At 36.7% G+C, this 14,597-nt stretch carries 15 protein-coding genes; 4 read left to right on the forward strand and 11 right to left on the reverse strand.

Annotated features, from left to right (window positions below; genetic code table 11):
- Positions 1–48: 48 nt before the first annotated feature.
- Both ACJJVU_RS09440 and ACJJVU_RS09445 read right to left on the reverse strand, forming a co-directional pair.
- A complete protein-coding gene (locus ACJJVU_RS09440; protein WP_405224599.1) occupies positions 49–468 on the reverse strand; it encodes a hypothetical protein in 420 nt (139 codons plus the stop codon).
- Positions 469–473: 5 nt separating this feature from the next.
- Entirely contained in the window at positions 474–1,931 is a 1,458-nt protein-coding gene (locus ACJJVU_RS09445; protein ID WP_144784037.1) for a TonB-dependent receptor, read from the reverse strand.
- Between the two features lie 126 nt (positions 1,932–2,057).
- Between ACJJVU_RS09445 and ACJJVU_RS09450 the strand changes: the two genes are divergently transcribed.
- Complete coding sequence (locus tag ACJJVU_RS09450) at positions 2,058–2,849, forward strand: MBL fold metallo-hydrolase (RefSeq protein ID WP_405224603.1); 792 nt, start codon at positions 2,058–2,060, stop codon at positions 2,847–2,849.
- Positions 2,850–2,852: 3 nt separating this feature from the next.
- Positions 2,853–3,344 (forward strand): hypothetical protein, encoded by a 492-nt coding sequence (locus ACJJVU_RS09455; RefSeq protein ID WP_035336867.1) that lies wholly within the window; start codon positions 2,853–2,855, stop codon positions 3,342–3,344.
- 75 nt (positions 3,345–3,419) lie between these two features.
- On the opposite strand, the gene ACJJVU_RS09460 is transcribed toward ACJJVU_RS09455, so the two are convergent.
- The 8 genes from ACJJVU_RS09460 to ACJJVU_RS09495 all read right to left on the reverse strand — a co-directional run bounded on the left by ACJJVU_RS09460 (position 3,420) and on the right by ACJJVU_RS09495 (position 12,966).
- Positions 3,420–4,061, reverse strand: a complete 642-nt coding sequence (locus ACJJVU_RS09460; protein WP_405224606.1) for an alpha/beta hydrolase — start codon at positions 4,059–4,061, stop codon at positions 3,420–3,422.
- Positions 4,062–4,132: 71 nt separating this feature from the next.
- On the reverse strand, positions 4,133–4,462 hold the full coding sequence (locus ACJJVU_RS09465; RefSeq protein WP_013752163.1) for a DUF4870 domain-containing protein: 330 nt from the start codon (positions 4,460–4,462) through the stop codon (positions 4,133–4,135).
- Positions 4,462–5,715 (reverse strand): dihydroorotase, encoded by a 1,254-nt coding sequence (locus ACJJVU_RS09470; protein WP_405224609.1) that lies wholly within the window; start codon positions 5,713–5,715, stop codon positions 4,462–4,464. The genes ACJJVU_RS09465 and ACJJVU_RS09470 overlap by 1 nt, the downstream gene beginning before the upstream one ends.
- Positions 5,712–7,643, reverse strand: a complete 1,932-nt coding sequence (locus ACJJVU_RS09475) for a BatA domain-containing protein (RefSeq protein WP_405224612.1) — start codon at positions 7,641–7,643, stop codon at positions 5,712–5,714. Before ACJJVU_RS09475 ends, ACJJVU_RS09470 begins: the two co-directional genes overlap by 4 nt.
- 40 nt (positions 7,644–7,683) lie before the next feature.
- On the reverse strand, positions 7,684–8,877 hold the full coding sequence (locus tag ACJJVU_RS09480; protein ID WP_405224614.1) for an ATP-binding protein: 1,194 nt from the start codon (positions 8,875–8,877) through the stop codon (positions 7,684–7,686).
- A gap of 85 nt (positions 8,878–8,962) precedes the next feature.
- On the reverse strand, positions 8,963–9,727 hold the full coding sequence (locus tag ACJJVU_RS09485; protein WP_405224617.1) for a TIGR02757 family protein: 765 nt from the start codon (positions 9,725–9,727) through the stop codon (positions 8,963–8,965).
- 56 nt (positions 9,728–9,783) lie between these two features.
- The gene (locus ACJJVU_RS09490) at positions 9,784–10,449 is read right to left on the reverse strand and encodes an ABC transporter ATP-binding protein (RefSeq protein WP_108878864.1); all 666 of its coding nucleotides are present in this window, start codon (positions 10,447–10,449) and stop codon (positions 9,784–9,786) included.
- Positions 10,450–10,500: 51 nt separating this feature from the next.
- Entirely contained in the window at positions 10,501–12,966 is a 2,466-nt protein-coding gene (locus ACJJVU_RS09495; protein ID WP_405224620.1) for a DUF5916 domain-containing protein, read from the reverse strand.
- A 129-nt stretch (positions 12,967–13,095) separates the two neighbouring features.
- Between ACJJVU_RS09495 and folE the strand changes: the two genes are divergently transcribed.
- Together folE and ACJJVU_RS09505 are read left to right on the forward strand one after the other, a co-directional pair.
- Positions 13,096–13,692 carry a GTP cyclohydrolase I FolE gene (gene folE, locus ACJJVU_RS09500; protein ID WP_298325168.1) on the forward strand — a complete coding sequence of 199 codons (597 nt, stop codon included), beginning with the start codon at positions 13,096–13,098 and terminating at the stop codon, positions 13,690–13,692.
- A gap of 51 nt (positions 13,693–13,743) precedes the next feature.
- Positions 13,744–14,055 (forward strand): hypothetical protein, encoded by a 312-nt coding sequence (locus ACJJVU_RS09505; protein ID WP_298325164.1) that lies wholly within the window; start codon positions 13,744–13,746, stop codon positions 14,053–14,055.
- A 96-nt stretch (positions 14,056–14,151) separates the two neighbouring features.
- Here the strand turns inward: ACJJVU_RS09505 and ACJJVU_RS09510 are convergent, their stop codons facing one another.
- Positions 14,152–14,535: a hypothetical protein gene (locus ACJJVU_RS09510; RefSeq protein WP_298325162.1), complete on the reverse strand. Its 384-nt coding sequence runs from the start codon at positions 14,533–14,535 to the stop codon at positions 14,152–14,154.
- Between the last annotated feature and the right edge of the window lie 62 nt (positions 14,536–14,597).

Below are 14,597 nucleotides of genomic sequence, written 5' to 3' on the forward strand. Positions count from 1 at the left end.
GGCGATACATTTAATGTATCGCCCTTTGTTTTATAAGTATTTATGTAATTATTGCTTTTCATAAACCAGTAAAGGTCCATCACACATCATCCAGCTATTCTGTAGTTTACCATCTTTACGTACTAGCAACTCTTCATTATCATTTCCAGTACAACTTCCTACTATTTGTAAACCTTCTGTGTATTTTAATGAATAAAAAATACCCTCACTAGTTTCCTTTGTAGTGTATGTTCCTGATGCTTCTATAGTAGACGCATCTTTAGTTTGCTGCTTTTTAAATGTCATCTCTGGAGTAAAAACATATGTCTGGCTCATAGAAAGCTCAGCTTCTTGATTTGATGGTGGTACCATACCGGCAGTCATCTCAACAAGTTGCCAGGTTTCTCCTTTTATGTCGCTTGTAGTAATCTTACCTCCGCAAGCGGATACAAGAAATAGCAAAGAGATACCAGCTATGTAGTTAATCACATTCATTATTTTTTGGCTTCTAGAAGTGCTTGAGATTGGTACCCAAAAAGATTACGAGACTTAATAAGCTCTGCAACTCCTTCTGGAAGCATACCTTCCCAACCTTTTTCACCGTCAGAAATCATTCTTAAAACTTCTCTAGAGAAGATATCTGTAATTTCTGGGTCGTAATTTTCAATATCAAGTACTTTTCCATTGAGTTTAAAGAACTTATAAAGCTCTTTCATACGTGGATGTACTTTTAAATTATCGCTATTAGTGTATTCTCCAGTTTTTGGATCTTTCATAGGGTATAAGAACACCTTAAGATCTTTAAAGAATAATTTACCAAAAGCTTCAAGAATACCTCCACTTAAGTGACGGTAATAGCTAGTGTCAAAGATGTCAATAAGATTATTCACACCCATTACCAGCCCCATACGTTCCTTAGTATAGTTTGAGAAGTACTCAACAACACGGTAATATTCTTTAAAGTTTGAGATCATTACTGTCTGTCCAAGAGAACCTAATAATCGAGCTCTTGCCATGAAATCTTCCTCATCAATATCACCTTCGGCGCGAAGGTTAGACAGTGTGATTTCAAAAATAGCTTCTGTCTTTTTCTCGTTCACACGATTTGCCTCTACAAACATTTTATATGCTTTTTCAAACATATCCATGTTTACCTTAGTTACTGGACGGAAACTACCGCGCAGTGCAAGTACGTTTTTCTTATATAGTAATGCTGCTGGAAGGATGTTATTTCCTTTTGCGTCAAACATTACGGCCTCTGTCATTCCGTTTTTAACAAGCTGTAAACTCATTAAGCGGTTATCTACGTGCTCAAATTGAGGTCCAGAGAAGTTTATAGTATCAATCTCTATCTGATCTTGATCAATATGGTCGTATAGATAGCGAAGTAAGTTTTTAGGGTTATCATGCTTATAAAAAGCACCATAAATTAGGTTTACACCTAATGTTCCTAGGGTAAGCTGTTGTAAACGAGCATCATTTTCATGAAAACGAACATGTAGTATAATCTCGTTAAATTCCCCTTCTGGAGTGATTTGGAATCTAATTCCTACCCAGCCGTGACCTTTATATTTTTTTGCAAAATCTATGGTAGCTACCGTGTTTGCGTATGTAAAGAAGATTTTATCTGGCTGCTTGTAGCGTGAGATACGATCTTCAATGAGTTTCATTTCATGCGAAAGCATTTTCTTAAGACGCTTTTCTGTTACATAACGACCATCATCTTCCACACCATAAATAGCGTCAGAGAAGTCTTTATCATATGCACTCATTGCCTTTGCTATGGTACCACTTGCACCACCTGCTCTAAAAAAATGACGAACCGTTTCTTGTCCAGCACCTATTTCGGCAAAAGTTCCATATATGTTTGCGTTTAGATTTACGCGAAGTACCTTATTCTTGAGAGGAGGTACTTTTTCAAAGTCTTTGTCTCCTAAAATTTTAACAGCCATAGTGTGTTTTTATCCATTAATTAATGGTTACTCAAAGATACTAAAAGGTTGTAGTAGCCAAAAAAATAACTGTATTTTTGTTATACAATTAACGGCGTGATAAGCGCATTATTTTCTCAAACATTAGTGAAAATCACCTTTCTCGGTACTGGCACATCACAAGGAATTCCCGTAATAGGAAGCACACATCCCGTGTGTTTAAGCACAGATGCTAGGGATAAAAGATTACGTGTTTCTGTTCTAATAGAATGGGAAGATTATAATTATGTAATAGATTGTGGTCCAGATTTTAGACAACAAATGTTGAATACGCTTTCGCGAAAGCGCACTACTGCAGGTGATCCTGCACCTTTACATGGTATATTATTAACGCACGAGCATGCAGATCACGTGGCTGGTCTGGATGACATAAGACCTTTTGTTTTTAGACAGGGTGATATGCCTATTTATGCTCATAAACGAGTATTGAAAACTCTTGCCGAACGTTTTGATTACATTTTTACGACAGAAAATAGATACCCCGGAGCGCCTAGTGTAGCTTCAAAAGAAGTTGTAAATGGTGTACCTATTACATTAGGTAATATCGAAGTGCAGCCTATTGAAGCATATCATGGATCATTGCAAGTCTTTGGATATCGTTTTCAAGATATTGCGTATCTCACAGATGTTAAGACTATTGCAGATGAGGAGATTGAAAAATTACAAGGATTAGATATTCTCGTGTTAAATTGCTTGAGGGAAGAAGCGCATTATACACATCTTAATGTAGAGGAAGCGCTTGATCTCGTGGCAAAAATCAAACCTAAACGCACTTATCTTACGCACATAAGCCATCATCTTGGTTTTCACGCAGAAGCCGAACAAAAATTACCCGAAAATGTCTTTCTAGCTTACGACGGACTTACCTTAACTACATAATTTATGAGACGTAATATTTTTTTATACTTATTCCTTTTTGCAGCATTGTATATTATTTTTCAATATATCAACAGTAGCAAGGGTCTAGAATACCAAGGGAAGCAAATTGAAAAATTAGAAAGAAAACTAGCAGACAAAGATTCTATTGCAGGAATGTATCAAGAACGCCTTGCAAATGTCGAGTACTTCACACTGTTAGGCAATGACAATGCAAAGGAATATTTTGACAATGATGATCTAGACTTAGCTATAATTAAACCAGCTATAGAAGATGGATTATATGCAAAAAATACAGCTCAAGGTAATGAGCTTATCACATTTGTAGGTGATGGAAGACCTTTCCAAATTAATAAAGTACAGATTTTAAACCACCGCTGGATCATCGCCGACTTTTCTGATGGTAAGAAATGGGGAGAAATGCTGGTTGAGTATTTTGTAAATGAGGATGGCACGGTAGATTATAAAACCGTGGAGAGTTTAGTATATCCTAATTAAGTGATTATATTCATGTGATTTTACATCACGATTAGACATAAAAAAAACAGGCTTTACGCCTGTTCTTTTGTGTCTCTATTTACTTTGTAACCATTCCTTAAACTCATAGAAGTTAGTAGGGTGAACTCCGTGACCTACAGGAAATTCACTTAGTGTGGATTCAATCCCTATATTTTTGAGATAGCCTGGTGTTTTGCGAGCAGCATCTATTGGTATTACTTGGTCTACTGTACCATGTGAGTTATAAATATTAAGATGTGCATATGATGGATTACTCTTTAAATCTATAATCTCTTCATTGATGTAACCACTCAAGCCTATAACATTCTTAACTTTTTCTGGGTAGGTGAGTGCTACTGCATAGCTTAATATCGTTCCTTGACTAAAACCTAGTAAGGTTACATTGTGCTTATCTACATTGTATTCTGCTACAATCTCATCTATAAATCGTGCGATGATATCTCTAGACTCACGAGCACCTTCATTATCTGAAGATTTTACACCATCACCATCTATAGTGATATGATACCATGCATTTCCATAAGGTTGCATAGCGATAGGAGCCTTTGCAGATACTATGAAATACTCTTCAGGAATTTCTTCTGCAAAGCTAAAAAGGTCTTCTTCATTACTTCCATAACCATGAAGGAGAAGAATTAAAGGAGCTTTACCCGTAGAAGGTTTTGATGGTTTACGTGTGATATATTCTAATAACATATAATTGAAATAGTAGACATTACAAGGCAAGTAATGTCCTGATGTATAATTGTTGTTGGCTCGAAGCAGTACTAGTTGTTTCCGCCAAAAACGTTTTGGTAAAACGCACCTACTAAAGGTACAAGTTGGCGTTTACCTTGAAAAGCCGAAATAATTCCAAAAAGCCACAGTGCAAAAAACAGCACTAGAAATCCTATAGATGCCATTGGTATGTCTAGGTAACTGAGCGGCATCATTACTAAGAAGTAGCTCAAGGTTAAACCTAATGACTGTCTAAGGTGAAAAGCGGCAAACTCATTTTTTGACTCGCTATTCATAAAATAGGCTATAATTAATCCTACGAAGGTTATGTAGCTTAAGACTGCAGCTGTTTTTCCTTCAAAAACGGTGTTTTCATCCATTAGTTAAGTACTAGTTGGTTATTTGCAATAATTCCATAAACTTCTCCCTTCATCTTTTGATTGAGGAATATGGCATTATTTGAAGTTGATTTGATGTGTTCTTGAGTAAATGTAGCCGTGCCTTTTGTTGTAAATAAGGTAATATCTGCTGGGCTATTTTCTTGTATTGGATTACTTGTACCTATAAATCTACGTCTCCCGGCAGTAAGTAAGGTAACTGCTCGTTTCTCGCTCACTATGGTAAGTAGCGCTTTAAATGTAGCTTCTTGAGATATAGCTCCATACATAGCATTATCAAACTCTACATGCTTGCGCTCAACATCTAGGGGATTATGATCACTAGTCACCATATCGATAGTGCCATCTTTTACACCTTCTATCAATGCATCTACATGCTCTTGATTTCTTAGTGGTGGTAATACTTTATAACGAGTGTCAAAATCATCTATAACAGTATCTAGTAGGTACAAGTTATGTATTGCAACACTGCAAGTAACGTCTAATCCTTTCGTTTTAGCTTGTTTTATAAGTTCCACACTTGCCTTTGTGGATATAGTAGGAATGTGCAGGCTTCCTCCAGCATATTCTAATATATGTAAGTCTCTTGCTACTTGAAGACTTTCGGCTATAGCGGGAATTCCTTTAAGGCCTACTCGGGTGCTTATTTCTCCTTCATTTACCATTCCTTTTCCAGCAATTTTCTGCTCTTGAGGAAATGATAAAACAAGTCCGTTGAATCCTTGCGTGTATTGCAGTGCAATTTTAAGCAAATTTGGATTTGCGATAGGTTGTTGATAATCACCAAAAGCCACAGCTCCGGATTGCTGCATATCGTATAATTCTGCTAGATCTACGCTTTCACTATTTCGCGTAAGCGCGCCTATAGGAAAAAGAGATGTAGCATGTCCTTCTGCCATTTTCTTTACAAAAGTAACATCAGAGCTAGTGTCAATAATAGGGTAGGTGTTTGGGTTGAGTGCTACTGCTGTAAAGCCACTTAATGCCGCAACTTGTAAGCCGTGATCTATAGTTTCTCGCTCCTCAAATCCTGGTTGCCCCATACTCACGCTACTATCAAACCAACCTTGTGATATATGGAGATTATCGCGCTCTATAAGCGTCTCTCCTTTTGTATTTTCTAGATGTTCTCCTATTTCTATAATGAGGCCATCCTTAATTCTTACATCTTTTGTACTACCGTGATGTGGGCTATCACTGTCTACAATTATGGCGTTCTTTATGAGTGCTTTCATTTATAGAATTTTAAAATCAAGATTTCTAGTACTAGGAATAACAAGGCAAAAATAACAAACCATTTCCAAAGCGATTGGACACTATCTGCTGTTTTGAATTCGTCAAAAAGATCCTCTACAGAGGTGTTGTAATGATTTGAACCATCGGTGTTTAATGCTGCATATCGTAATGTGCTTTCGCTACGACTGTAATTATAACTGACTTGCTGTACTGTATTATTTGCTAGCTTAATATTATAGATACTTGCTTTAGATGGAGAGTCACTCGTTGTAATTTGTACTTTATTTCCTTTAGATTGTTGCAGAGGAATAAGTGTATTTGAGGGGTCTGACATGTCTTCCAGACTCAAAATATCATCTTCTTGAAGCGCGACAGGTATGTCGTATGTTGTGTTCTTCCCAATAGGCATATATAATCGTGGCAACTGCAAGCTCTGTCGCGACATATTGTAAAATGTAGGGACTATGAGCGGCGAACTTTGGAGATTGGAATTTGCTACGTCTATACCTCCAGAGATTACAAAGAAATTTGAAGCATATGATAAGAAAGGACTTCCATCTTCAAAACGAAGTAACGCATCTCCACCTTGTAAAGCAAAGGATTTTGAAACTGACGGGTATTGAAAGTTCTTTATCCTTGTATCAAACACATCTTTATAAACAGGATGGTCATAGTTGATGGTGGTTACTAATCGTTTAGTGGTTTCACTTTTTGAGATTTCAAAGTTTCCTAAATCTCTTAACGCATTGTTGTAACTAGCGGCATCTGCATTTGGATCTAAAATAATGGTGGTGATTCCTCCCGCTTTCGCGAAAGCGTTCAAAGCACCACTAAGAGATATGCCTATTTCTGAAACTTGATTTACAACAATGTAATTAAACTCTGGTATGCTGCTATAATCAAGGTTCTTAATGTTTGTGCTTTTGTACTCAAACTCTGGAGCCGTAAAAATACGTGATAAATAATCTGAGTTTGCACCATTTATTGCAAGTACTTTTATGGGCTGACTTTTATTAATGTTAAAAAACATGGTGTTATCAAAAGCGAGTAGGGGATCTTCAATTATGATACGCCCTGCGATTTCTTCTTTTGTGTCTATATCAAAAACTACGGTAGTCGTTAGTTCGCTATCAAAAGACGCCGTTCCCTTAGCCAGTAATTGATCTCCGTTGTATAGAGAAACGGCAGTATTTATATCTTTCTTTTCACCTGCTGAAAGCGCTACAGTAAGGGCTATGCTTCCTGATTTTCTTTGTGATATAAAAACGGAATCTATACTTACATTGTTTTTTATGACAGGCTGGAGCTGCACGTAATGTTTTTCTATACCATCTGTTTGTAGCTGATATGTCTTGCCATTATCCTGAAAATCAGAAATCATAATGAGCCTCTTATCCTTTGATTGGTCTCTAGAAAATTCTTTCTGTGCTCTGAGTGTTACGGCAGTTTCAGATAACTGTGACGCTGCATATGGAAGTTGTAGCAGCTCGTTACGCATATTTTTAATAGAGGTGTTTCTATACGTATCTGTATTTGTAATTAAAGTGAAGGTTTGATCCTCGGGAATATTAGTAATAATATCTTGGGTAGCTGTGCGTAGCAATTGCCCAGAAGGACCTTTTGCTTGCATACTGAATGAGTTATCCAAGTAAATGATAGTTTCCTTTTCTCGCGTTGCACTATCTGACTGTGTGATAAATGGTTGAGCAAATGCCAGCACAATTGCCGCAATTGCCGCCATACGAGACAATAACACAAGCCATTTTTTTATGGAATTACTCTTACGAGTTTGAATGTTGAGCTTCTGTAGAAAGGCAACGTTTGTAAACGCTTCTGTTTTAAACTTACGTAGTTGGAATAAATGAACGAGAATAGGGATGAGCAGTAAGAACAGTGCGTAAAGGAGTTCTGGATGTCTAAACTGCATGTGCGTTTTTAAGTTTGTTCAAAAATACTTAAAACGGACTTTATCGCCTAATGGTAAAAGTGAAAATACTCCCTTCTCCTACCACAGAAGAAACACTAATAGTACCACTCAATCCTTCCACCAGTTTGCGCACGGTTGCAAGACCCATCCCAGATCCTTGTCTACCATTACGATCTTTAGTGCCGGTAGTTTTAAAGAGGTCAAAAATGATTTCTTGTTTGTCTTCTGGAATCCCAGTGCCGTTATCTTTTACGGAGATAGTGTAGAAGTCTTTTGATTCGTTTCCGCTTATTTGGATTGTTGGTGCCTCCTTATCGTTGTATTTGGTGGCGTTATCAACGAGATTTGACAATATCTGGTCTATAGCAATTGCAGAAACAGCGACTAGTTTCAAGTCATCTTCAATCTTAATGGCAACATTACTAGATTTATGTAAATCTGCTACATCCTTAACAAGTGTAAAAAGAGTAGTATCTTCTTTTGTTGCAAGTAGGGTGTCTGCCCTATAATATTCGAGAAGCCCGTCTATATAATCTCGCATAGACTTAGCCGAAGTATCTAAATGCTTTAAATATAATGCAAAGTCTTCATCATTCTCTCCGAGATAATCTTCTTTTAAAAGGTTGAGTAAACCTTCTATACTCGCTAGTGGAGACTTAAGATCATGCGCAACTAATCTTGCAAAATCTTCTAAACGGTCATTGCGCTGTGCTGTTTCATTTTGTGCGGCTGCAAGGTCTATATTGCGTTTACGCGCTTCAAAGAGTAATACTGTTTGCTTTGCAAGTCCTCTTAAAGCATCTTGTTCTTCTAAGGATAACGTTCTTGGTTTGTGATCATACACACACAAAGTACCTAGCGCATAACCATCACTTGTGCGTAAGGGAACACCTGCATAAAAAATCGCTTTAAAATCCTTTACAAGTGGGTTGTCTTGAAAACGTTCATCCAAGCGAGCATCTTCTACGATAAATACAGGTTCTTCTGAAAGTATAGCGTGACCACAGAAAGAAATATCTCTAGGTGACTCAGCGATATCTATCCCACGTCTTGATTTTAAAAAATTACGATCTGCATCTAATAAAGTAACTAGTGATATAGGCGTATTACAGATATATGAAGCTAGCTTCGTAATAGTATCGTAAGCATCTTCTGGAAGCGTATCAAGCAGATTATACGACTTTAAAACTTCGAGACGTTTACTTTCGTTAGTGGGCTTTTGAGGTGCTATCACAGTATAATTTTAATCAAAAATAGTCTTTCTTAAATACAGCTTATCATATTCTATATAAATAATACTTATGGTACATAGAGAATAACTAAAACTTCTCAAACGCTCCTAATCCAAATAATGCAAAATCATATTTAACAGGATCCTTAGGATCCATCTTTCTAAGGGCTTTATCAAGCTCTAATAAGGTTTTTCCATCGTTTTGCTTTCTTGTAAGCAGTTTGAGTTTCCTTGCTACATTACTCGTATGTACATCTAAGGGGCATGAAAGTAAACTAGGAGAAATTGTTTTCCAGATTCCAAAATCTACTCCCGCATTTGCATCACGTACCATCCATCTCAAAAACATGTTGATTCGTTTTGCAGCAGAGTTCTTGAGTGGGTCACTCACGTGTTTTTGTGTTCTTGGTAAATGTTCGACCTCAAAAAATAATTTCTTAAAATTTGAAATAGCGGGTTGTAGGCCTTTACTTGTGATTCCCATCTTAAAAGCATTTTCTAGACCACCATGATTGAGATAAATGTGCTGTAATGCTCTTATGAATGTCTCTAAATCTCCGCTATTAAAAGTACGATGTACAAACCCATCAAAAAGGTGTGCTTGATCTGGATCGTAATTTAAGATAAAATCATAAGGTGCATTTCCCATGATATCCATCATTTTTGTAGCATTCGTTATGATACTCTTGCGATTGCCCCAGGCAATAGTAGCTGTTAAGAAAGCGGCAATCTCGATATCTTCTTTTAGTTCAAATTGATGAGGGATTTGAATAGGATCGTGTGGAATAAAATCGCCATTCTCATATTGAATTGCTTTTTCGTCCAAGAAGATTTTAAGATCCTTTTTATTCATGTGTTCGTATATGTGTGCAGTAGGGTGTGTTGCGCTTTCGCGAAAGCGTACTAAGATTAACTAGTTACAAACTCGCCATCTTTCATTACAAGCTTACGGTCTGCCATATCTGCTAGCTCTTCATTGTGAGTAACGATAATAAGCGTTTGATTAAACTCATCTCGTAGTCTAAAGAACAACTTATGAAGATGATCTGCGCTTTCTGTATCGAGATTACCAGAAGGCTCATCTGCTAGTATGAGCGCAGGATTATTGATAAGCGCTCTAGCAACTGCTACTCGCTGTTGCTCACCTCCAGAAAGTTCGTTAGGTTTATGATTATAGCGATGTGATAATCCTAAAAAGTCAAGAAGCTCTTTTGCTCGGGCCTCTGTGGGTGCTTTATCTTTTTTGGCAATAAATGCAGGAATACACACATTTTCCATAGCTGTAAACTCAGGAAGTAGTTGGTGAAACTGAAATATAAAGCCAATATGCTCATTACGGAAGGCGCTCAGTAACTTAGATTTAAGCCCTGTTAGTGATTTTCCGTTAATAGTAAGTTGTGTTTGGGCATTGTTATCAGGCATGTCTAGAGTGCCTAGAATCTGTAGTAGTGTAGTTTTACCAGCACCACTTTGCCCTACAATAGAAACTACTTCTCCTTTTTTTACGTCTAATGCAACGTCTTTAAGGACTTGTAGGTTTCCAAAAGTTTTTGATATATGTTCTGCCTTTACCATAATACAATATTGACTGTGAAAGTACTATAATAGCTGCTTTTTACCAACGTACTAGGCGGTCTTTTTAAAGATGCCTTTGACATTATTATAATCTATAAAATAAGTAACTCTAAGGGATAGCGTATGGTTAAGAGGTTCATCAAATAAGTTGCCAAGACTCTGTCCATAATCTAAAGTGGATTGCTCATCAAAGTTCGAAATCTGATGACGATAGAGTAGGGACGCTTCGCTTCCTGGAGCAAAACGCCAGCGGTAACTCACATCAAGATTCCAGATATTAAAGTTTGCATTAGGATCACGCTGTACGGTGGTATCATAGTTATCTATTTGAGATCTTGACCCGTCAGTATTTAATAGGTAATATACGTTGCTACTGTGATCTGATACTGCCCAAAAGTTACGTAGACTTAAGTTGAGCGCCTTATAGGGGTCAAAATTATAATTTACATTCACTCTGTTTTCTAAAGATTTTACGTCTCTAAGGCCCAAAAACACCTCTGTATCTGTGTTATCAACCCATCCAAAGTTGTCTTTTCTACTAGAGTAATTAGATGATAAAATAACGAGCAATTTATCTGAAAATCTATAACGTGGTGAGAAATTAATACTGTGATTAAATTGATCTTGATTTCCAAACCATGAACGCACAGAACCTCTTAAATCAAAAGCAAATTTCTTTCTAAAGTCGGTTGAGATAAATCCACTACTACCTAGGTTAGACTCAAAGGTGACAAATCTTCCTTCTACTCTTGGCTCAAAATAATCCTGATCCTTACCGTTGAGACTCATGTCAAGTCCAAAAGCTAGGCGTTCTGTGGTTGAGAAAAAAGAATCAAAGCGTATGCTGTTTCTTGTTTTAATACTAGGCTCATATAGACGTCTATGTCTTACGGTTACATCAAAACGATATCTATTAAATTTACCCTTAGGTTGTATTAGCTCATAAGATCCACCTACAGCAAAGCTATTAAAGTTATTTCTAAAGTTTACCCCTAGGTCATTGATGTTGAGTTTAGTATCTGCAAAGTCATGACCAAAACGATAACGCCAGTTTCCTTTAATCTTTCTAAAGTCAAATTCTGATAGAAAACCGCTAGTGGTTTCTCCGGCTTCCCTTACGTTACTAAAAATTGCACGTCCAGATGCTCTAAAGTTATTCCCTTTATCTGCTATATCAAATACACCACCAGTAACATTTGCATTTCTAAATTTACTGCCACTTCTTGTTACATTAGTATTAATGAGTGATACAGAAGAGTTTTGATTAAACTGTTGGTCTAGTACAAATACATTGTAATTTGTGAGTGGTTCCACCACTTCGTCGCGTTTACTTTTTTCAATTACTTCAACGCCATTTACCTCTGTCGTTATTGTATTTTCTATGGTAGCAAAGGTTTCTTGACCTACTGAATTTAAAAACCCTATACCCAGACCGCCTTTAGTACGTCCAGAGATCTTTACAGAGTTTACAAGCTTTACGGTAGAAGGTGAAGATATCACCTCTTCTGTATCTAATAATTCAGGGCTGGCAGAAGGTGCTCCTCCAATACGTCTTGAAAAGAAAATTCTTCCTTTATTAAATAAATCTATTCCTTCTGTAAAGAATGCTCTATTCTCTCCAAAAGTTTGCTCAAAAGGTCCTAAGTTGAGCTCTACATTATCAAAAGCTACTTGGCCAAAATCTGGAATTAGCTGGGCGTCAAGTGTAAAACTATCTGTAAGACCATATTTTATATCTAGACCTCCAGTAAAGTTGGTTTCATTATTTCCATCAAAGAAATTAGTAGAGGTTTGTGCAAAAGGGAAAAAGGTAAGTCTTACTGGTGGATCAATGTCACGCACACCTGTCACTGTACCGTTGTACTGCGTGTCTCTACCAACACCACGTTCTATAAAATTCCATGTATGTGTTTCATTCTTTTTTACTAACCTTCTATAGAAATTCACACTCCAATCTTGAACTGCTACCTCTGGAAAACGCAGGGCATTATAAGGAATGCGATACTCTGCATACCATCCTTTGTCATCTCTAGAAACTTTACATTCAAAAACTACATTAAATCCAAAATCTCTGTTGTTCTGTGTGATACGTTGATCACCTATCGTTCCGGCGCTAGTTACATAAAACCGAGTTTCATTGATACCGTCATTATAAGTATTTAAAGCAACTACAAAATGATCTGCTTGTGAGAATACTTGATCTCGCTGACTGAACTGACTGGGTATATTTTCTGGGTCTGGATCAAATAAGTAGGCTGCTATGTAAACTGCCTTATCATCATAAGCCATTTTAATTTCTGTGCGCTGGTCTTCTTCAATCGTTCCTACATTCCCAGGTTCAAACATGTTAAAGCCATCATAAGTAGCTAGAGACTTCCATACAGCATCATCGAGCACACCGTCTATCTTAGGTGGCGTGTTTATGCGCTCTGCATTAAGCGTTTTAGTTTGCTGAGCTTTAAGGAAATGGGGCAATAGTAAAAACAGGGAGAATATCCCAAATAGAAAAATGCGCATAGCATGTGTTTGATTGGCTTGACAAATCTAACCGTGTCATTCTAAGAAAACTCTAAATAAAAAGTTAAATAGAGAAATAAAAATGTTTAATAAATAGTATCTTTGATTAAACAAAAATAAATATCTCCCATGCCATATAGAAGTTTTGAAGAGTATAACATTGAAGTTACAGACGAAATAAAAGATAATTTCACCTCAATTATTAAAAACTTAGGAGAAGACACCACTAGAGAAGGTATTGTAAAAACACCAGAAAGAGCGGCAAAAGCAATGCAATTTCTTACTTCTGGATATGACATGGATCCAGCTGCTATACTCAAAGGAGCGATGTTTAAAGAAGATTATGATGACATGGTTATCGTAAAGAACATAGAGCTTTACTCATTGTGTGAGCATCATATGCTCCCTTTCTTCGGTAAGGCTCATATTGCGTACATTCCTAATGGTCATATCGTAGGGCTAAGTAAACTACCTCGTATTGTAGACGTGTTTGCAAGAAGACTTCAGGTACAAGAAAGGCTTACACATGATATTTTAGAATGCATCAACTCGACATTAAATCCTAAGGGTGTTGCTGTGGTCATTGAGGCGTCTCACATGTGTATGATGATGAGAGGTGTACAAAAGCAAAACTCCACAACGACCACTTCTGGTTTTAGAGGACAGTTTGAAAAGCAAGAAACTCGTAATGAATTTCTCAAATTGATTTCATCTAGTCTAGATTAATAATTTTGGAATGTTATTTGATTAGTTTAAAGTATTATATTTAATATACTTATGGATAATCAAACAAATAAATACAAGCTTTTATTAATTGGACTTCTTATTGACGTCTTAGGTATTGTTACCTCAAGTTGGGTGTTTCCGGTAATAGGAGATATGTCTGACGTGGTATGGGCACCATTATCTGCATGGCTCATGACAAGATTGTATAAAGGCGCTGCAGGAAAAGTAGGAGGTGTTATCACCTTTGTAGAGGAGATTGTACCTGGTTTAGACATCATTCCTTCTTTTACTCTAATGTGGTTATATACATACGTTTTTAAAAGCTCTGCAATAGGGCAAAGTATTGAGAAGAAATTTGAATAAACTTCTCAATTACAATTCGAACTACAACATTATGTTATAAAAAAAGCCACTCAATCGAGTGGCTTTTTTATGATATGTATAAAGAGTAATTGTATACTAGTACTCTCTTAACGCCTTTACGTATTCACGTAATTCGTCTTCATTTGTTTTTTTATCTACATCTCTTATCAAGCAAAAGAAGTAGTGTAAGCTTTCTTCAGGAGTGCTTTCCGCAGGATCTGCAGCTGCAATCACTTCTTCATTTTCATCTTCAATATCATCATCTGCAGGGATAGGAATTGCAAAAGTTCCTGTTTCCTCTATATGTTCAGCAGCAAGGCGTGTAGCTTTGGCTAATAAAGGTAGTTGCTCTGTAATAGTATGAGGGCGAAGCGTTTTAAGGTCTTCAACTACTGTATTTGTTATAATTCCGTTTTGAGCAACATCTCCTATGAGTTTTTTGATCAAGTTTACGGCTTTACTATCTTGAAGTGTATTCATTGTAAAATGATGATTTATATATGAAGTTGGTATAGTTGCAAAAATAGGTTTTTGATTCGCTT

Source organism: Dokdonia sp. Asnod1-B02 (assembly GCF_045063955.1).
Classification (GTDB): Bacteria; Bacteroidota; Bacteroidia; order Flavobacteriales; family Flavobacteriaceae; genus Dokdonia.

What these genes read in the sequence shown, in the direction of transcription:
- ACJJVU_RS09455 (WP_035336867.1), top strand. Translation starts at nt 2,853, where the DNA reads ATGAGACGTAATATTTTTTTATACTTATTCCTTTTTGCAGCATTGTAT.
- ACJJVU_RS09445 (WP_144784037.1), bottom strand. Translation starts at nt 1,931, where the DNA reads ATGGCTGTTAAAATTTTAGGAGACAAAGACTTTGAAAAAGTACCTCCT.
- ACJJVU_RS09465 (WP_013752163.1), bottom strand. Translation starts at nt 4,462, where the DNA reads ATGGATGAAAACACCGTTTTTGAAGGAAAAACAGCTGCAGTCTTAAGC.
- ACJJVU_RS09460 (WP_405224606.1), bottom strand. Translation starts at nt 4,061, where the DNA reads ATGTTATTAGAATATATCACACGTAAACCATCAAAACCTTCTACGGGT.
- folE (WP_298325168.1), top strand. Translation starts at nt 13,096, where the DNA reads ATGCCATATAGAAGTTTTGAAGAGTATAACATTGAAGTTACAGACGAA.
- ACJJVU_RS09495 (WP_405224620.1), bottom strand. Translation starts at nt 12,966, where the DNA reads ATGCGCATTTTTCTATTTGGGATATTCTCCCTGTTTTTACTATTGCCC.
- ACJJVU_RS09510 (WP_298325162.1), bottom strand. Translation starts at nt 14,535, where the DNA reads ATGAATACACTTCAAGATAGTAAAGCCGTAAACTTGATCAAAAAACTC.
- ACJJVU_RS09475 (WP_405224612.1), bottom strand. Translation starts at nt 7,643, where the DNA reads ATGCAGTTTAGACATCCAGAACTCCTTTACGCACTGTTCTTACTGCTC.
- ACJJVU_RS09470 (WP_405224609.1), bottom strand. Translation starts at nt 5,715, where the DNA reads ATGAAAGCACTCATAAAGAACGCCATAATTGTAGACAGTGATAGCCCA.
- ACJJVU_RS09485 (WP_405224617.1), bottom strand. Translation starts at nt 9,727, where the DNA reads ATGAATAAAAAGGATCTTAAAATCTTCTTGGACGAAAAAGCAATTCAA.
- ACJJVU_RS09505 (WP_298325164.1), top strand. Translation starts at nt 13,744, where the DNA reads ATGGATAATCAAACAAATAAATACAAGCTTTTATTAATTGGACTTCTT.
- ACJJVU_RS09490 (WP_108878864.1), bottom strand. Translation starts at nt 10,449, where the DNA reads ATGGTAAAGGCAGAACATATATCAAAAACTTTTGGAAACCTACAAGTC.